The organism is Enterobacter sp. PI-10 (genome assembly GCF_027947695.1).
Taxonomy (GTDB): Bacteria; Pseudomonadota; Gammaproteobacteria; order Enterobacterales; family Enterobacteriaceae; genus Enterobacter; species Enterobacter vonholyi.
In genome coordinates, this window is the sequence record NZ_JAJNOG010000009.1 from 102,272 (window position 1) to 119,887 (window position 17,616).

A 17,616-nucleotide genomic window follows, 5' to 3' on the forward strand; every position below is an offset into this window, starting at 1 on the left:
AGCCTCGGGGTGCAGTTTTTTCCAATCGTGGTAGTCTGGACGTCCAGACGTATAAAAACAGGGTTAGCGAACATGACAAAGAAGCATCTTGATACCACGCTGGTACAGGCAGGACGCAGCAAAAAATATACTCAGGGATCGGTCAACAGTGTGATTCAACGAGCCTCCTCGCTGGTGTTTGACACCGTTGAGGAGAAAAAAATCGCCACGCGTAACCGCGCAAAAGGCGGGCTGTTTTATGGCCGTCGCGGCACGCTAACCCATTTTTCTCTACAGGAAGCGATGTGCGAGCTGGAAGGCGGCGCGGGCTGTGCGCTATTCCCGTGCGGGGCGGCGGCGGTCGCCAACACCATTCTGGCGTTTGTGGAACAGGGCGACCATATCCTGATGACCAACACCGCCTATGAACCCAGCCAGGACTTCTGCACCAAAATCCTCAGCAAGCTCGGGGTAACGACCGGCTGGTTCGACCCGCTGATTGGTGAAGGCATTGCCGAACTTATTCAGCCAAACACGCGCATTGTGTTCCTGGAATCTCCGGGGTCGCTCACCATGGAAGTTCACGACGTGCCGGCTATCGTGAAGGCCGTACGCAACAAAGCGCCAGAGGCGATCGTTATGATCGACAACACCTGGGCTGCAGGCGTGCTGTTCAAAGCGCTGGAATTCGACATTGATATTTCGATTCAGGCGGCAACGAAATACCTGATAGGCCACTCTGACGGTATGATTGGTACTGCGGTCTCCAACGCGCGCTGCTGGGATCAGCTGCGTGAAAATGCCTACCTGATGGGCCAGATGGTGGATGCCGACACGGCCTACATGACCAGCCGCGGTATCCGCACGCTGGGCGTTCGTCTGCGTCAGCACCATGAAAGCAGCCTGAAGGTCGCCGAATGGCTGGCGCAGCATCCGCTGGTTGAGCGCGTGAATCATCCCGCATTACCGGGTAGTAAAGGCCATGAGTTCTGGCAACGTGACTTTACGGGCAGCAGCGGGTTGTTCTCATTCGTACTGAAAAAGCGGCTGAATAACGACGAACTGGCGAGCTATCTGGATAATTTTACCCTTTTCAGCATGGCCTACTCCTGGGGCGGTTTTGAATCCCTGATCCTGGCTAACCAGCCGGAACAGATCGCGGCCCTTCGCCCCGGGGGTGAAGTAGACTTCAGCGGTACCCTGATACGACTGCATATCGGTTTAGAAAATGTTGACGATCTGATTGCCGATTTAGCAGCAGGGTTCGAGCGTATCGTGTAGAGTGCTGGCTGAAAATGTACTCTCTGGACGCTTTTGTGGACACGGCAATGAGAAAAGTCTGCATGAGTTGCGCCCGGGATCAAACCCGACGGGCGAATAAGGGAGTACAATAGCGCTATATCTGCTGTTCCACAGGAAAGTCCATGGCTGTTATTCAAGATATTATCGCGGCGCTCTGGCAACACGACTTTGCCGCGCTGGCGGATCCTCACGTCGTCGGTATCGTTTACCTCGTGATGTTCGCAACTCTGTTTCTGGAAAATGGATTACTGCCAGCCTCGTTTTTACCCGGTGATAGCCTGCTTTTACTTGCCGGGGCGTTAATCGGGAAAGGCGTCATGGACTTCACGCCAACGATGGTTATTCTCACCTCCGCAGCCAGCCTGGGCTGCTGGTTGAGCTATCTTCAGGGCCGCTGGCTCGGGAATACCCGCGTCGTAAAAGGCTGGCTGGCGCAGTTACCGCATAAATATCATCAGCGTGCGACCTGCATGTTCGATCGCCACGGCCTGCTGGCATTGCTGGCGGGGCGTTTCCTGGCGTTTGTTCGCACCCTTCTGCCGACGATGGCGGGCATTTCCGGTCTGTCGAACCGCCGCTTCCAGTTCTTCAACTGGCTGAGCGCCCTGCTGTGGGTGGGTGTAGTCACCACGCTTGGCTATGCGCTGAATATGATCCCTTTTGTGAAACACCACGAAGATCAGGTGATGACCTTCCTGATGGTGCTGCCGATGTTCCTGCTGGTGGCGGGTCTGGTGGGAACCATCGCGGTGGTGATTAAGAAGAAGTACTGCAGCGCATAATTCAACAAAGCCGGGTGGCGCTGTCGCTTACCCGGCCTGTGTTTCCCCTCAGGCTCCCTGCATCGTTCTGATACGTGACGCATCCTCTCCCGGCGTGACGCCGAAATAGCGCTTAAACTCCCGACTGAACTGCGACGCACTTTCATAGCCCACCCGCATCGCCGCCGCGCTGGCCTTCATGCCGTCGTGGATCATCAACATCCGCGCCTTATGCAGCCGGTAGGTTTTGAGGTACTGCAGCGGAGAGGTGCTGGTCACCGACTTAAAGTTATGGTGAAACGCCGAAACGCTCATATTGGCTTCCGCCGCCAGCTGGTCGACGCTGAGGTTTTCCGTGTACTGGCTTTCGATACGCTTGAGCACGCGGCTTATCAGGCTGAAGTGGGTCTGTCGGCTCACCAGAGCGAGTAACGCGCCGCCGCCCGGGCCCAGCAGCACGTGGTACAGAATTTCGCGGACGATCTGCTTGCCCAGAATACGCGCGTCCAGCGGCCTATCCATCACGTCCAGCAGACGCTCAATGGCGCAGAGGATCTCCTCCGACAGCGTCGCCGAATTAATCCCGCTCGAGGCCATCGAAGGCTGGAAGAGTTCATCTTCGCCAATCTCCATCAGCAGCTCCTGCAGCTGGAGGATGTCGACATTGACGCGGATCCCCGCCAGCGGAACGGCCTCCGTCGCGAAGGTTTCACATTCAAAGGGTAAAGGTACCGTCAGGAGAAGATATTCATTGGTGTCGTAGCGGAACACGCGCTCGTTGATATAGCCAATTTTATGGCCTGAAAAGAGAAAAACGATGCCCGGCTGGTACATGACCGGCGTGCGCGTCCCCGGCTGCGTGCCATAGAGCAGGCGAATATCCGGCAGCAGATCGCTGGCACGATTCTCATTATCTATCAATCTCTTAATCTGCACAGTGAGATGCTGGCAGATAGCCTCACGGTTCATCTTGCGTTACTCCGGGTACGGTTTTCGACGCTAACAGTGTGCGTCGTTTTCCGCGCTTTCTCCAGCGCTCTGTAGAAATGGGCAAGACATCGGCAGGAATGTGCATTGAGGGGATAGCCCCGGACGGCCACAATGTGCAGCATCAGGTCGCCCTCTGCGCACCACGGTTTTTCACCCACTAAAGGGAACGAGCAATGAACAACTTTAATCTTCACACCCCAACCCGCATTCTGTTTGGTAAAGACGCTATCGCTGACCTGCGCGCGCAGATCCCTGCTGACGCCCGCGTACTGATCACCTACGGTGGCGGCAGCGTGAAAAAAACCGGCGTACTGGATCAGGTTTATAGCGCGCTGGACGGTCTGGACGTGCGTGAGTTCGGCGGTATCGAACCAAACCCGTCTTACGAAACGCTGATGAACGCGGTGAAAATCGCCCGCGAAGAAAACGTCACCTTCCTGCTGGCCGTCGGCGGCGGCTCCGTACTGGACGGCACCAAATTCATCGCTGCGGCAGCGCACTACGCTGACGGCATCGATCCGTGGCACATTCTGGAAACCCGCGGCAGCGACATTAAAAGCGCCATCCCGATGGGCTCCGTGCTGACCCTGCCAGCCACCGGTTCTGAATCCAACAAGGGCGCGGTGATCTCCCGTAAAACCACCGGTGACAAGCAGGCCTTCATGAACGAACACGTTCAGCCTGTGTTCGCTATCCTGGACCCGGTTTACACCTACACCCTGCCTGCGCGTCAGGTGGCGAACGGCGTGGTCGATGCCTTTGTTCATACCGTTGAGCAGTACGTCACGTACCCGGTGAATGCCAAAATTCAGGATCGCTTCGCGGAAGGCATTCTTCTGACGCTGATTGAAGAAGGTCCGAAAGCGCTGAAAGAGCCTGAAAACTACGACGTTCGTGCCAACGTGATGTGGGCCGCCACACAGGCGCTGAATGGCCTGATCGGCGCTGGCGTGCCGCAGGACTGGGCGACCCACATGCTGGGCCACGAGCTGACGGCGATGCACGGTCTGGATCATGCTCAGACGCTGGCCGTTGTGCTGCCTGCGCTGTGGAATGAAAAACGTGATACCAAACGCGCCAAGCTGCTGCAGTACGCTGAGCGCGTGTGGAACATCACCGAGGGTTCTGACGACGCGCGCATTGATGCCGCCATCGAAGCGACCCGCAGCTTCTTTGAAGGTCTGGGCGTGCCAACGCGTCTGTCCGGCTACGGGCTGGACGGCAGCTCCATCCCTGCCCTGCTGGCGAAACTCGAAGAGCACGGCATGACCCATCTGGGCGAGCACGGCGACATCACCCTGGACGTCAGCCGTCGTATTTACGAGGCGGCACGCTAAGCGTTTTTGTCCCCCCGACTTTCGTTTTTTGACATTTCGTCCAGACTTAATGCACACCCCATCGCCGGAGTCTCCCTCCGGCGATGCGCACCTGAAGGAGGAAAAATGGCAAACCAAACCGTAATCAAGCTGCAGGACGGCAACGTGATGCCCCAGCTGGGGCTAGGTGTATGGAAAGCCGGTAACGACGAGGTCGTCTCCGCCATTCATAAAGCCCTGGAAGTCGGCTATCGGTCGATTGACACCGCCGCCGCGTACAAAAACGAGGACGGCGTGGGGACCGCACTGGCCAGCGCCGGTGTCCCCCGCGATGAGTTATTCATCACCACGAAACTGTGGAATGACGATCAAAAGCGTCCCCGCGAGGCCCTGCAGGAGAGCCTGGAGAAGCTCCAGCTCGACTTCGTCGATCTTTATCTGATGCACTGGCCGGTCCCGGCTATCGACCATTACGTTGATGCCTGGAAAGGAATGATTGAACTGCAGAAAGAGGGGCTGGTGAAAAGTATCGGCGTCTGCAACTTCCAGGTTCATCACCTGCAGCGGCTGATTGACGAGACGGGCGTCGCGCCTGTCATTAACCAGATCGAACTGCACCCGCTGCTGCAGCAGCGTCAGCTTCACGCCTGGAACGCCACGCATAAAATCCAGACCGAGTCCTGGAGCCCGCTGGCACAGGGTGGCGAAGGCGTGTTCGATCAGAAAATTATTCGCGACCTGGCGGATAAATACGGCAAAACCCCGGCGCAGATCGTCATTCGCTGGCATCTGGACAACGGCCTGGTGGTGATCCCGAAATCGGTCACGCCATCGCGCATCGCCGAGAACTTCGACGTCTGGGATTTCCGTCTGGACAAAGATGAGCTGGGGGAAATTGCGAAGCTGGATAAGGGCAAGCGGCTTGGGCCGGACCCGGATCAGTTTGGCGGGTAATTGCGTAAAAAAGCCGGGTGGCGGCTTCGCCTTACCCGGCCTGCGTTTCTACATAAAAACCCCGGCTTGCCGGGGTTTTTTATTTACGCTTTGCGCTTCACGGGCTTCTTAACACTCGAATTACCATTCGAACGCTGATGCACAATCGGTGTGTGCTTGGTCAGCGCCGGGCGCGTATTGCGGTTCTGGCGACGCGCTTCGCGCATCTCATCCAGCGTCGGGGCCGGTACCAGGCAGTCGCGGCGGGAGCCGATCAGGTGTTTTTTACCCATCTCTTCCAGCGCCTGGCGGATCAGCGGCCAGTTTTTCGGATCGTGGTAACGCAGCAGCGCCTTGTGCAGACGACGCTGTTTGTCCCCTTTAGGCACCACCACCTCTTCACTCTTGTAGCCAATCTTACTCAGCGGGTTCTTGCCGGTGTAATACATGGTCGTCGAGTTGGCGAGCGGTGACGGATAGAAGTTCTGCACCTGATCCAGGCGGAAGCGGCGCTGCTTCAGCCACAGCGCCAGGTTCACCATGTCCTCATCACGCGTGCCCGGGTGCGCAGAGATGAAGTACGGGATCAGATACTGCTCTTTGCCCGCCTGCTTCGAGTAGGTGTCGAACAGCTCTTTAAAGCGATCGTAGCTGCCCATGCCCGGCTTCATCATCTTCGACAGCGGACCTTCTTCGGTATGCTCCGGCGCAATCTTCAGATAGCCGCCGACGTGGTGCGTCGCCAGCTCTTTGATGTAGCGCGGATCTTCCACGGCGATGTCGTAACGTACCCCGGACGCGATCAGGATCTTTTTGATGCCCTTCAGGTCGCGCGCGCGGCGGTAGAGGTTGATCGTCGGCTCATGGTTAGTGTCCATGTGCTCGCAAATGCTTGGATAGACGCAGGAGAGGCGACGACAGGTTTGCTCTGCGCGCGGCGACTTGCAGCGCAGCATGTACATGTTCGCGGTTGGACCGCCGAGGTCGGAAATCACGCCGGTAAATCCAGGTACCGAGTCGCGAATCGCTTCGATCTCATTGATGATCGAATCTTCAGAGCGGCTCTGAATAATGCGCCCTTCGTGCTCGGTAATAGAGCAGAAGGAACAGCCGCCGAAGCAGCCGCGCATGATGTTGATCGAGAAGCGGATCATCTCATACGCCGGGATACGGGCGTTGCCGTACGCAGGGTGCGGCACGCGCTTGTACGGCAGCGCAAAGACGCTGTCCATCTCTTCGGTGGAAAGCGGGATCGCCGGCGGGTTGATCCAGATAAAGCGCTCGCCGTGCTTCTGCATCAACGCGCGGGCGCAGCCAGGGTTGGTTTCATGGTGCAGAATACGGGACGCGTGCGCGTAGAGCACCTTGTCGGCTTTCACCTTCTCATAGGAGGGCAGCAGCACGTAGGTCTTTTCCCACGGCTTCGGGCGCGGAGGCTGCACGACGATAGCCTTCGCTTCCGCTTTCTTTGGCTCTACCGGTTTGTTATCCGCACACGGCAGATCGTCGCCGTACGGATGTGGGATCGGGTCGATTTTGCCCGGCATATCAATGATGCGGGAATCCACGCCGCGCCAGCCCGGCAGCGCCTCTTTCACCATGATGGCGGTATTGCGCACGTCGCGGATGCTGCTCACCGGCTCGCCCTGCGACAGACGGTGCGCCACTTCCACCAGCGGACGCTCGCCGTTTCCGTAAATCAGCATGTCGGCTTTGGAATCCACCAGCACCGAGCGGCGCACGGTATCAGACCAGTAATCGTAGTGCGCGGTACGGCGCAGGCTCGCCTCGATGCCGCCCAGGATCACCGGCACGTCTTTCCAGGCTTCTTTGCAGCGCTGGGTATAGACGAGGGTTGCGCGGTCAGGGCGTTTACCCGCCACGTTATCCGGCGTGTAGGCGTCGTCATGACGCAGCTTACGGTCGGCGGTATAGCGGTTGATCATCGAGTCCATGTTGCCTGCAGTCACGCCGAAGAACAGGTTCGGTTTACCCAGACGCATAAAGTCGTCTTTGCTGTTCCAGTCAGGCTGGGAGATGATCCCCACGCGGAAGCCCTGCGCCTCAAGCATACGGCCACAGATGGCCATGCCGAAGCTCGGATGGTCAACATAGGCATCGCCCGTGACCAGAATGATGTCGCAGCTGTCCCAGCCCAGTTGGTCCATCTCTTCCCGGGACATCGGCAGGAATGGCGCCGGTCCAAAGCAGGCCGCCCAGTACTGGGGCCAGGAGAAGAGGTCACGATCCGGCTGGATCAGGGAAATTGCGCTCATAATGCTTCCGAAGAAAAAATAAACAAAAGGAGCGGGATTATACGCTGTTCATCCGCCGGATTTGAAGAAAAGGATGCAGGAAGCAGGCAGATATTCACGGAACTCGTTAAAATACAGCGCCCTGATAATTTTGGATCATAATATTCACTATATTTTCCGGTGATTTGTCCCGGAATGCGTGTTTGTGCGGAGCTCAGTTGTGAAGCCCAACGATTCGTTACATGTCTCCCAACTGCGGGTTGTCCTTCACCTCTGCGGTTTTCTGGTTCTGCTGTACAGCCTTTCTATGCTGCCGCCGATGGTTATCGCCCTGCTGAATAAAGAGCGGACCTACTTTGCCTTTCTGACCACCTTTTTAACCTTTTTTACTCTCGGAGGGCTAACCTGGCGGGCAACCCGTCACGCGGGCATACAGCTGCGCACCCGCGACGGTTTCGTGATCATCGTGCTGTTCTGGCTGCTGTTTTCATTGATTAGCGCCATGCCGCTCTGGATGGATGACGGGCTACAGCTCTCTTTTGCCGACTCGCTCTTTGAAGGGATTTCCGGGATCACCACCACCGGGGCAACGGTGATCGGGGACGTCAGCGCCCTGCCTAAATCGTACCTTTACTACCGCGCTCAGCTGAATTTCATTGGCGGGTTAGGCGTCATCGTGCTGGCCGTCGCGGTCCTGCCGCTGCTGGGCATCGGTGGCATGAAGCTCTATCAGTCAGAGATGCCGGGACCGTTCAAGGAGGAGCGCCTGACGCCCCGCCTTGCCGATACCGCGCGCACGCTGTGGGTAACCTACTTCGCGCTGGGTGTGGCCTGCACCCTGGCCTACTGGCTGGCGGGAATGTCCTTTTTTGACGCCCTCTGTCACGGGCTGTCGACCGTGTCACTGGGCGGGTTCTCCACCCGCAGCGAGAGCATTGGGTTTTATGACAGCCACGCGATTGAGCTGGTCGCCGGGGCGTTTTCACTGCTCTCCGCGTTTAACTTCACCCTCTGGTACGTCGCCATTGTCAGACGCACCCTGAAACCGATTCGCCGCAGCCCGGAGGTTAAATTCTTTCTGAGCGCCGCCGCGGTGATTATCGTCATCACCGCCTGGCAGGTCTGGCATGCCGGGATGTACAACGCCACTGATAGCCTGGTGCATGCCTTCTTCCTTGCCAGTTCGATGATGACCGATAACGGCCTTTCGACAGCCGACTATGCCCAGTGGCCAGCACATACCATCTTCCTGCTGTTGAGCGCCAGCTTTTTTGGCGGCTGCGTAGGCTCGACCTGCGGCGGGATCAAAGCGCTGCGTTTTCTCATTATGTTCAAGCAGAGTATTCAGGAGATGAACCAGCTGGCGCATCCGAGAGCGCTGCTGAGCATTAAGGTGGGCAAAAGCGTGGTGAATGAACGCGTCCTGCGCTCGGTCTGGAGCTTCTTTTTTCTCTACGTGATGATTACGGGCTTTTTTGTCTGGTCGCTCAATCTGATGGGCTACGACCTGTTTACGTCATTCGCAACGGTTGCCGCCTGCATCAACAACATGGGGCTGGGATTTGGCGAGACGGCGTCGACGTTCGGCACGTTAACAGAAGGGGCAAAACTGCTGATGTGCGCGGCGATGATCTTAGGGCGTCTGGAAATTTATCCGGTGCTGATACTGTTCTCGCGCTTTTTCTGGCGGGCATAAAACATTCCCGGCGAACCGGGAATGTCAGAATTATGGGGCAGGATTGATCAGCATCTGCCCTACGGAGCCCCTGTCCATCATCTCCAGCGTCTGGCTGTGGAACAGGAACGGGAAATGCGGCCACGAAGGCTGACCGTAGTAGACAAGCAGCTCAACCTGGCCGTCCACCCAGACGGTATCTTTCCAGCCGCGGTCTTCCGGGAACGGCATGGCACCGTTGACGTTGCGGATCAGGAATGCCACCCCTTCAATATGGAACGACTGCGGCATATCTGAACGCACCGTCCAGCGCTCCCAGGTACCCTGCTGCGCGGTAATGTCGATGCGGTTGACGTCCCACAGCGCGCCGTTGATGCCCGGGTCGTCGCCGAGGCTGATATCACGGCTGCGCACCGGCGAGCCGCTCATGATCTCCTGCGGCAGCAGGCGCATGGGCAGGCTATCGGTCACCAGCGGCAGCAGACCGGTTGGACGCAGGGTCAGCACCAGGGTCGAGACCAGAATGCTCGACGGTTCAAAGAACCCGCGAATACGGTCGACAATGCTGGCCGCTTCACCGCAGGTGACAGACACTTCATCCCCATTGGTCATATCAATGAGAACTTCGCGACGTTCGCCCGGCGAGAGCGCAAGCTGTTTGACGGACACCGGCGCCGGTAAAAAGCCCTGATCGCCGGAGATCACGTGCAGCGGACGACCATCGCTCATTTGCAGCTGATAGCGGCGCGAGTTAGACGCGTTGAGCAGGCGCAGGCGCACCCAGCCGCGAGAAACTTCGACATACGGGCTTTGCGCGCCGTTGACCAGCAGCGTATCACCGACGAAGCCACCGCTGCCCGGCTCGCTGTATTCAGGCGTGCCGAAGTTATCCAGACGTTTGTCCTGGATGATAATCGGGAAGTCATCCACGCCGTAGTGATTCGGGATCGGCAGAGATTTGCTGACTTCATCTTCCACAAGCCACATGCCGGCCAGGCCGTTATAGACCTGCTGCGCCGTGCGGTTAGGGGTGTTGGCGTGATACCACAGGGTTGCCGCGCTCTGGCGAATCGGCAGAACGGGCGCCCAGTCGGCGCTGGGTGACATCATTCGCGCCGCGCCGCCAATCAGCGGGCCAGGTACCTGCAGGCCGCTGATGGTCATAGCGACATTTTCAGGGGTGCGGTTACTGTAGATGAGCTTTACGTCATCGCCATTCCACACGCGTATGGTCGGCCCGAGGTAACGTCCGTTAATGCCCCAGACGGGCGCACGCGTCCCCTGGGTAAAGGACCAGTGGCTACGCTGCAGCGTCAGGAAAAGCGGCTGACCGCGACGGGATTCAATTAATGGCGGTATAGGCAGCGGCTGTTGCTGCCCGGCGGCGCTGGCTGTCAGCGGCATCGCACCCGCACAAAGGGCGATCCCCGAAGCCTGAATAAACTGACGCCGACTGAGTGACATATAAGCTCCATCTGAAACGACTAACAACGCGGGAATTCGTTTTCCCTTCAACGCCGGGTTAAATCTTACCGGCGGCTTCTCTCTCTGCGACTTCTTTGTCGAGCTGCGCAATATGCTGAGCCATTAGCTCACGGCAGTGTGCTGCCAATTCGCGCACCTGATCTTTACCGTATTTGCTGGTATCGACAGGTGGCAGCATTTCGACAATCACCAGCCCATTATTCAGGCGGTTAAGATTAATCTTATTCGAAGTATTGGAAACGCACACGGGAATAATTGGAACACCTGCCGCAATTGCAGCATGAAACGCACCGGTTTTAAACGGCAGCAGGCCGCGACCGCGGCTGCGCGTTCCTTCCGGGAACATCCAGATTGAGATTTTGCGCTTTTTAAAATGATTCACCACTTCCGCAATGGTGCTGTGCGCTTTTGCACGGTTATTCCGGTCAATCAGCAGGTTACCGGTAAGCCAGTACAGCTGACCAAAAAACGGGATCCACAGCAGGCTTTTTTTGCCCACCGTCACGGTCGGTGGAAGCACGATATTAGAGGCCGTCACCATATCGTAGTTGTTCTGATGGTTGGCAATATAGATGGCGTTACCGAAATTCTCCGCCCCTTCCGGCAGACGTTTTTCAACCTTCAGGCCAAACAGCGGAGCAAGGCGCCCAAACATATGGCCAAAGGTGGCGACATGCTTCGGATTACGCGGGCTGAACAGGCAATAAATAGAGCCGAAAATACAGACCAGAATACAGTAGATGACGGTAAGAATAAGACGAACAATATATAGCATAGCGACCTCTGAAGCCCCAACAGCTGACAATTATACTTCACCTGTGGCCAGGTAAGGACTTTATTACGAGCGCGTATTGTTAATCGCAACGCACGAATTAACAACGATTTTACGGGAAATTTTATTGAAATTCCCCCTCCGGACAGAGGGGGATATCACGACATTACTCTTCGCTGTCGCCCGCAGCGCTGCGTGCAGGAGAGTCAATCTCCACGCGATCGATACGCTGCAGACCGCGCATCAGCGAGCCGCGGCGACCGCGCTCACCCACCACCTTCTGCAGCTCTTCCGGACGAAGCTTGATTTTGCGCTTGCCGACGTGAATGGTCAGCGTGCTCTGCGGCGGCAGAAGGAAGAGGTGCGCCAGGCCATCTTCGCCTTTCGCGGCCTCCGCCGACGGGATGTTGATGATCTTGTTGCCCTTGCCTTTTGACAGCTCCGGCAGATCGCTGACCGGGAACATCAGCATACGTCCGGCGGTAGTGATCGCCAGCAGCATGTCGCTTTCGTTCTCAATCACCAGCGGTGCCATCACGTGAGCGTTGTCCGGCAGGCTAATCAGCGCCTTACCGGCACGGTTGCGGGAAACCAGATCGTTGAAGGTACAGATAAAGCCGTAGCCCGCATCGGACGCCAGCAGCAGCTTCTGGTCATCGGCTTCCATCAGCATATGGTCAACCGTCGCGCCCGGCGGCAGCGTCAGCTTGCCGGTTAGCGGCTCGCCCTGCCCGCGCGCGGAAGGCAGCGTGATCGGGTCAATGGCGTAGCTGCGACCGGTGGAGTCGATAAACGCCACCGGCTGGTTGCTCTTGCCTTTGACCGCCGCTTTGAAGCTGTCGCCCGCTTTATAGCTGAGCCCCGGCGCGTCGATATCGTGGCCTTTGGCGCTGCGTACCCAGCCGCTCTGCGACAGGACAATGGTCACAGGCTCGGACGGCTGCATGTCGTGCTCGTTCATCGCCTTCGCTTCTTCGCGCTCGTGCAGCGGAGAACGACGGTCGTCACCGAAGGCATCGGCATCGGCCTGCAGCTCTTTTTTCAGCAGGTTATTCATCTTGCGTTCGGACGCGAGGATCGCCTGCAGCTGATCGCGCTCTTTTTCAAGCTCGTTCTGCTCGCCGCGGATCTTCATCTCTTCCAGTTTGGCGAGATGGCGCAGCTTCAGCTCGAGGATCGCTTCGGCCTGGGTTTCGCTGATGCCAAAGCGCGACATCAGGGCGGGCTTCGGCTCGTCCTCGGTGCGGATGATCTCAATTACCTCGTCGATATTGAGGAACGCCACCAGCAAACCTTCAAGGATATGCAGGCGCTTAAGCACTTTCTCGAGACGATGGTTCAGACGACGGCGTACCGTATCGCGGCGGAACGTCAGCCATTCGGTGAGGATCTCCAGCAGGTTTTTCACCGCCGGGCGTCCGTCGAGGCCGATCATGTTCAGGTTGATGCGGTAGCTTTTTTCCAGATCGGTGGTGGCAAACAGGTGGTTCATCACCTGCTCCATGTCCACGCGGTTGGAGCGCGGCACGATCACCAGACGGGTCGGGTTCTCGTGGTCCGATTCATCGCGCAGGTCGTCGACCATCGGCAGCTTTTTATTGCGCATCTGGGAGGCGATCTGCTCCAGCACTTTGGCGCCGGAAACCTGATGCGGCAGCGCGGTGATCACCACGGCGCCGTCCTCTTTATTCCACACCGCGCGCATGCGCACGGAGCCGCGCCCGTTCTGGTAGATTTTGCGAATTTCCGCGCGAGAGGTGATGATCTCAGCTTCGGTTGGGAAATCTGGCCCCTGCACGATATCCAGCAGATCGTCGAGCGAGGCTTTAGGCTGCTCGATCAGGGTAATGGCGGCTTTCGCCACTTCACGCAGGTTGTGCGGCGGAATGTCCGTCGCCATACCGACCGCAATACCGGTGGTACCGTTCAGCAGGATGTTCGGCAGACGCGCAGGCAGCATCTTAGGCTCCTGCATCGTACCGTCGAAATTTGGCACCCAGTCGACGGTTCCCTGACCCAGCTCGCCCAGCAACACTTCGGCATATTTAGAGAGACGGGATTCGGTATAACGCATTGCCGCGAAGGATTTCGGATCGTCCGGCGCCCCCCAGTTCCCCTGACCATCCACCAGCGGGTAGCGGTAAGAGAACGGCTGAGCCATCAGCACCATCGCTTCATAGCAGGCGCTGTCGCCGTGCGGATGGTATTTACCCAGCACGTCACCGACGGTACGGGCGGATTTCTTGAACTTGGCGGTGGCGTTCAGCCCCAGTTCGGACATCGCATACACGATGCGGCGCTGAACGGGCTTCAGGCCATCCCCGATAAACGGCAACGCCCTGTCCATGATGACGTACATGGAATAGTTCAGGTAGGCGTTTTCCGTGAATTCATGTAGCGCGAGGCGCTCTGCCATATCGCTCATTACGTGTGATTCCTCAACTCAGAAACCGAAGGGTTTCAGGCAATATTGCCGCAGATACTACCCTATCTGACGAGTTGAGTCACAAAGAAAAAGGGCCGCTTATACGGCCCTTTCCGGGTTATTTGTTCAGCTTAATGACCTGCTTCACGTCGATTTCAAAATCGTTCCACTCTTTATCGACCTTGCCCTGGATTTCCACTTTATCCTGAGGGGTGACGGTCACGCCGTTCCAGCGCTTGTGGTCAATCTCCACATTGACCGTGCCGGTCTCATCACGGAAGGTGTACCGGTCATCGGACAGGCGCTGGGTAATGTTCCCGCGCAGCTTCACCCAGCTGTCGTCCTTCATCTCTTTCACCTTCACCGCGGTGGTGAGGTTAGCGTCGTTATCAACAAAACCTCCCGTCTGCGTCTGGGTCTGGGTTTGCGTGGCCGACGGGCCGTTAAATCCGCCCTGCGCGGCAAAAACGGGGGCAGTGGTCATCATCATGATGGCGGCAATGGCAGCGAATTTTTTCATATTAACTCTCCCTTTAATCTGGTTTCGCAGTCCATTAAACAGGGTAATCCTTAACAACTTCTTAAGGGAAAAATTTATTTATTATTGCTGTACAGCAGGCGCTTACAGAGGGTTTACTGACGGCATCAAGGAGGGAACATGCGCATTTTACTGGTAGAAGACGACACGTTAATCGGCGACGGTATCAGGGCGGGTTTAAGCAAAATGGGCTTTAGCGTGGACTGGTTTACCGACGGTAAAACCGGTCAGGCCGCGCTTGCTTCTGCGCCCTATGATGCCGTGGTGCTGGACCTGACGCTGCCGGAAATCGACGGTCTGGACATCTTGCGCGCGTGGCGCGAAAGCGGGCGCAGCGAGCCGGTATTGATCCTGACCGCGCGGGATGCGCTCAACCAGCGCGTGGAAGGGCTACGTCTTGGCGCGGATGATTATCTCTGCAAGCCGTTCGCGCTGATTGAAGTGGGCGCCCGCCTCGAGGCGCTGGTCCGCCGCAGTCACGGCCAGACGCATAGCGAGCTACGCCACGGCAAGGTCACGCTCGATCCGACCCGTCTCGTCGCCACGCTGGACGGTGAACCGCTGACGCTGAAGCCGAAAGAGTTTGCGCTGCTGGAACTGCTGATGCGCAATGCAGGCCGCGTGCTCCCTCGCAAGACGATTGAGGAAAAACTGTATACCTGGGATGACGACGTCTCCAGCAACGCGGTAGAAGTCCACGTTCATCACCTGCGCCGCAAGCTTGGCAGCGAGTTTATCCGCACCGTGCACGGCATCGGCTATACCCTGGGTGACGCATGAAGCTGACGCAACGCCTGAGCCTGAAGCTGCGCCTGACGCTCCTCTTTTTAGCGCTCTCCCTGACGGCATGGTTTGCCGCCAGCCTGGTGGCCTGGCAGCAGACCACCCACAAGCTGGATAAGCTCTTCGACACGCAGCAGATGCTGTTTGCCAAACGGCTGCTGACGATGGATCTTGACGAGATCCGCGCCCCCGAACGGATGCTCGAGATCCCGAAAAAAGTGAAGCATGGCCGTCTCGATGACGACGCGCTGGCTTTCGCCATTTACGCCGTTGACGGCAAAATGCTGCTGAACGATGGCGAGAACGGGCGCGATATTCCGTACCACTATCGCCGCGACGGGTTTGCTAACGGGCAGCTCCAGGACGACAACGACGAATGGCGTTTCCTGTGGCTGACCTCACCCGACGGGAAGTACCGCGTGGTGGTCGGCCAGGAGTGGGAGTACCGCCAGGAGATGGCGCTGGACGTGGTCAGCTCGCAGCTCACGCCCTGGCTGGTGGCGCTGCCCGTGATGCTGCTGTTGCTGGTTCTGCTCCTGAGCCGGGAGCTAAAGCCGCTGAAAAAGCTGGCGCAGACCCTGCGCTCCCGCTCGCCGGATGCGACCGATAAACTGCCGACGGAGGGCGTCCCTACGGAAGTGCGCCCCCTGCTTGATTCGCTGAATCATCTCTTCGCGCGTACCCAGGAGATGATGACCCGCGAGCGCCGCTTTACGTCCGACGCCGCCCACGAGCTGCGCAGCCCGCTGGCGGCCCTGAAGGTGCAAACTGACGTGGCGCAGCTCTCGCAGGACGATCCGCAGGCGAGGGAAAAAGCGCTGGCGCAGCTGCATGCGGGCATCGACCGCGCTTCCCGGCTGGTGGACCAGCTCCTCACGCTGTCGCGTCTGGACTCGCTGGATAATCTTGACGACGTCGAACCGATAACGCTTGCCGATTTACTTCAGTCGGCGGTGCTGGATATCTGGCATCCGGCGCTGCAGGCAGGGATTGATATTCGCCTCAACAACCACGCCCCGCAGATCAAACGTCAGGGACAGCCCCTGCTGCTAAGCCTGCTGGTGCGCAACCTGCTGGACAACGCCATCCGCTACAGCCCGCGCGGCAGCGTGGTGGACGTCACCCTGGACGCGCGTAGTTTTACCGTGCGCGACAACGGCCCAGGCATTTCACCTGACGCGCTGGCGCGCATCGGCGAGCGCTTTTATCGTCCGCCGGGTCAGGATGCCACGGGCAGCGGGCTGGGGTTATCCATCGTAAAACGCATCGCCGCGCTGCACGGGATGCGCGTCTCGCTGAGCAATGCGCCTGAAGGCGGTTTTGAAGTAAAGGTCAGCTGGTAGAGATTATTGCGTTTAATGCAAAAGACTTTGCACATTTTGCTCATTTTTCCGCTCCGTCCTCGCGCGTAGAATACTCGCCATACTCTCATCGTCGAGGACAAATAATGAGCAACATCCTGATTATCAACGGTGCAAAAGAATTTGCGCACTCTAAAGGCCAGCTGAATGACACCCTGACCGAGGTCGCGGACGGTTTCCTGCGCGACGCCGGGCATGATGTTAAGGTCGTACGCGCGGACAGCAATTATGACGTGAAGGCCGAAGTACAGAACTTCCTGTGGGCTGACGTGGTGATCTGGCAGATGCCAGGCTGGTGGATGGGCGCGCCGTGGACCGTAAAAAAATACATGGACGACGTGTTCACCGAAGGTCATGGCTCACTGTATGCCAGCGATGGCCGCACCCGCTCTGACGCGTCCAAAAAATACGGGTCAGGCGGTCTGATTCAGGGCAAAAAATATATGCTCTCTCTGACCTGGAACGCCCCGCTGGAAGCCTTCACCGAGAAAGATCAGTTCTTCGAAGGCGTGGGCGTTGACGGCGCGTACCTGCCGTTCCACAAGGCTAACCAGTTCCTGGGCATGGATCCTCTGCCGACGTTTATCGTCAACGACGTGATTAAAATGCCTGATGTCCCGAGCTATATCGCAGAATATCGCAAGCATCTCGCGGAAATTTTTGCTTAACTGGTAGCCTGGAATTAAAGGAGTAGTAAACATGCTTACCGTTATTGCAGAAATCCGTACTCGTCCAGGTCAACATCACCGTCAGGCGGTGCTGGATCAGTTCGCGAAAATTATCCCGACCGTACTGAAAGAAGAAGGCTGCCACGGCTACGCGCCGATGGTGGATGCCGCCACTGACGCCAGCTTCCAGGCGACCGCGCCGGACTCGATCATCATGGTTGAGCAGTGGGAAACCGTCGCGCACCTCGAAGCACACCTGCAGACCGCGCACATGAAAGCGTGGAGTGACGCGGTGAAGGGTGACGTGCTGGAAACCCACATCCGCATTCTGGAGCAAGGGGTTTAAGTTTTCCCTCACCCCCAGCCCTCTCCT

Annotated in this window: 15 protein-coding genes; 9 read left to right on the top strand and 6 right to left on the bottom strand. The window is 57.7% G+C overall.

All coding sequences use genetic code 11. The features are described 5' to 3' along the window. The first annotated feature begins 72 nt into the window (after positions 1–72). Positions 73–1,260: a cystathionine beta-lyase gene (gene metC, locus LRM19_RS17820; protein ID WP_271369549.1), complete on the top strand. Its 1,188-nt coding sequence runs from the start codon at positions 73–75 to the stop codon at positions 1,258–1,260. A 143-nt stretch (positions 1,261–1,403) separates the two neighbouring features. Continuing rightward, positions 1,404–2,063, top strand: a complete 660-nt coding sequence (gene yghB / locus LRM19_RS17825) for a DedA family general envelope maintenance protein YghB (RefSeq protein WP_023309176.1) — start codon at positions 1,404–1,406, stop codon at positions 2,061–2,063. A 48-nt stretch (positions 2,064–2,111) separates the two neighbouring features. Here the strand turns inward: yghB and LRM19_RS17830 are convergent, their stop codons facing one another. Next, entirely contained in the window at positions 2,112–3,011 is a 900-nt protein-coding gene (locus LRM19_RS17830) for an AraC family transcriptional regulator (RefSeq protein ID WP_271369550.1), read from the bottom strand. A gap of 194 nt (positions 3,012–3,205) precedes the next feature. Between LRM19_RS17830 and yqhD the strand changes: the two genes are divergently transcribed. After that, positions 3,206–4,369, top strand: coding sequence for an alcohol dehydrogenase (gene yqhD, locus LRM19_RS17835; RefSeq protein WP_115876280.1), 1,164 nt, complete (start codon positions 3,206–3,208; stop codon positions 4,367–4,369). Between the two features lie 105 nt (positions 4,370–4,474). Continuing rightward, positions 4,475–5,302 (top strand): 2,5-didehydrogluconate reductase DkgA, encoded by an 828-nt coding sequence (gene dkgA, locus LRM19_RS17840; RefSeq protein ID WP_021242117.1) that lies wholly within the window; start codon positions 4,475–4,477, stop codon positions 5,300–5,302. A gap of 83 nt (positions 5,303–5,385) precedes the next feature. Here the strand turns inward: dkgA and LRM19_RS17845 are convergent, their stop codons facing one another. After that, positions 5,386–7,557 carry a YgiQ family radical SAM protein gene (locus LRM19_RS17845; RefSeq protein ID WP_111963274.1) on the bottom strand — a complete coding sequence of 724 codons (2,172 nt, stop codon included), beginning with the start codon at positions 7,555–7,557 and terminating at the stop codon, positions 5,386–5,388. A 199-nt stretch (positions 7,558–7,756) separates the two neighbouring features. Between LRM19_RS17845 and LRM19_RS17850 the strand changes: the two genes are divergently transcribed. Then, complete coding sequence (locus LRM19_RS17850) at positions 7,757–9,232, top strand: TrkH family potassium uptake protein (protein ID WP_271369551.1); 1,476 nt, start codon at positions 7,757–7,759, stop codon at positions 9,230–9,232. A gap of 30 nt (positions 9,233–9,262) precedes the next feature. On the opposite strand, the gene ftsP is transcribed toward LRM19_RS17850, so the two are convergent. The 4 genes from ftsP to LRM19_RS17870 all read right to left on the bottom strand — a co-directional run bounded on the left by ftsP (position 9,263) and on the right by LRM19_RS17870 (position 14,413). Continuing rightward, complete coding sequence (gene ftsP, locus LRM19_RS17855) at positions 9,263–10,675, bottom strand: cell division protein FtsP (protein ID WP_023309186.1); 1,413 nt, start codon at positions 10,673–10,675, stop codon at positions 9,263–9,265. Positions 10,676–10,733: 58 nt separating this feature from the next. After that, positions 10,734–11,471, bottom strand: a complete 738-nt coding sequence (plsC, locus tag LRM19_RS17860) for a 1-acylglycerol-3-phosphate O-acyltransferase (RefSeq protein WP_045404006.1) — start codon at positions 11,469–11,471, stop codon at positions 10,734–10,736. Positions 11,472–11,634: 163 nt separating this feature from the next. Further along, the gene (gene parC, locus LRM19_RS17865; RefSeq protein ID WP_111963276.1) at positions 11,635–13,893 is read right to left on the bottom strand and encodes a DNA topoisomerase IV subunit A; all 2,259 of its coding nucleotides are present in this window, start codon (positions 13,891–13,893) and stop codon (positions 11,635–11,637) included. A 118-nt stretch (positions 13,894–14,011) separates the two neighbouring features. Further along, positions 14,012–14,413 (bottom strand): YgiW/YdeI family stress tolerance OB fold protein, encoded by a 402-nt coding sequence (locus tag LRM19_RS17870; RefSeq protein ID WP_111963277.1) that lies wholly within the window; start codon positions 14,411–14,413, stop codon positions 14,012–14,014. A 138-nt stretch (positions 14,414–14,551) separates the two neighbouring features. Here LRM19_RS17870 and qseB point away from each other — a divergent pair, with 138 nt between their 5' ends. From qseB to LRM19_RS17890, 4 genes are all read left to right on the top strand, one after another. Then, positions 14,552–15,211, top strand: coding sequence for a quorum sensing response regulator transcription factor QseB (gene qseB, locus LRM19_RS17875; protein ID WP_023326078.1), 660 nt, complete (start codon positions 14,552–14,554; stop codon positions 15,209–15,211). Further along, entirely contained in the window at positions 15,208–16,557 is a 1,350-nt protein-coding gene (gene qseC / locus LRM19_RS17880) for a quorum sensing histidine kinase QseC (protein WP_271369552.1), read from the top strand. The genes qseB and qseC overlap by 4 nt, the downstream gene beginning before the upstream one ends. 104 nt (positions 16,558–16,661) lie before the next feature. Next, entirely contained in the window at positions 16,662–17,243 is a 582-nt protein-coding gene (locus LRM19_RS17885; protein WP_047650114.1) for an NAD(P)H-dependent oxidoreductase, read from the top strand. Between the two features lie 31 nt (positions 17,244–17,274). Then, positions 17,275–17,589, top strand: a complete 315-nt coding sequence (locus LRM19_RS17890) for a putative quinol monooxygenase (protein ID WP_008502984.1) — start codon at positions 17,275–17,277, stop codon at positions 17,587–17,589. Positions 17,590–17,616 lie beyond the last annotated feature (27 nt).

Bases quoted from the DNA above. Each gene is read 5' to 3' on its own strand.
- LRM19_RS17885 (WP_047650114.1), top strand. From the start codon at position 16,662: ATGAGCAACATCCTGATTATCAACGGTGCAAAAGAATTTGCGCACTCT.
- yghB (WP_023309176.1), top strand. From the start codon at position 1,404: ATGGCTGTTATTCAAGATATTATCGCGGCGCTCTGGCAACACGACTTT.
- metC (WP_271369549.1), top strand. From the start codon at position 73: ATGACAAAGAAGCATCTTGATACCACGCTGGTACAGGCAGGACGCAGC.
- LRM19_RS17830 (WP_271369550.1), bottom strand. From the start codon at position 3,011: ATGAACCGTGAGGCTATCTGCCAGCATCTCACTGTGCAGATTAAGAGA.
- LRM19_RS17890 (WP_008502984.1), top strand. From the start codon at position 17,275: ATGCTTACCGTTATTGCAGAAATCCGTACTCGTCCAGGTCAACATCAC.
- qseB (WP_023326078.1), top strand. From the start codon at position 14,552: ATGCGCATTTTACTGGTAGAAGACGACACGTTAATCGGCGACGGTATC.
- LRM19_RS17870 (WP_111963277.1), bottom strand. From the start codon at position 14,413: ATGAAAAAATTCGCTGCCATTGCCGCCATCATGATGATGACCACTGCC.
- plsC (WP_045404006.1), bottom strand. From the start codon at position 11,471: ATGCTATATATTGTTCGTCTTATTCTTACCGTCATCTACTGTATTCTG.
- qseC (WP_271369552.1), top strand. From the start codon at position 15,208: ATGAAGCTGACGCAACGCCTGAGCCTGAAGCTGCGCCTGACGCTCCTC.
- yqhD (WP_115876280.1), top strand. From the start codon at position 3,206: ATGAACAACTTTAATCTTCACACCCCAACCCGCATTCTGTTTGGTAAA.
- LRM19_RS17845 (WP_111963274.1), bottom strand. From the start codon at position 7,557: ATGAGCGCAATTTCCCTGATCCAGCCGGATCGTGACCTCTTCTCCTGG.
- ftsP (WP_023309186.1), bottom strand. From the start codon at position 10,675: ATGTCACTCAGTCGGCGTCAGTTTATTCAGGCTTCGGGGATCGCCCTT.
- dkgA (WP_021242117.1), top strand. From the start codon at position 4,475: ATGGCAAACCAAACCGTAATCAAGCTGCAGGACGGCAACGTGATGCCC.
- parC (WP_111963276.1), bottom strand. From the start codon at position 13,893: ATGAGCGATATGGCAGAGCGCCTCGCGCTACATGAATTCACGGAAAAC.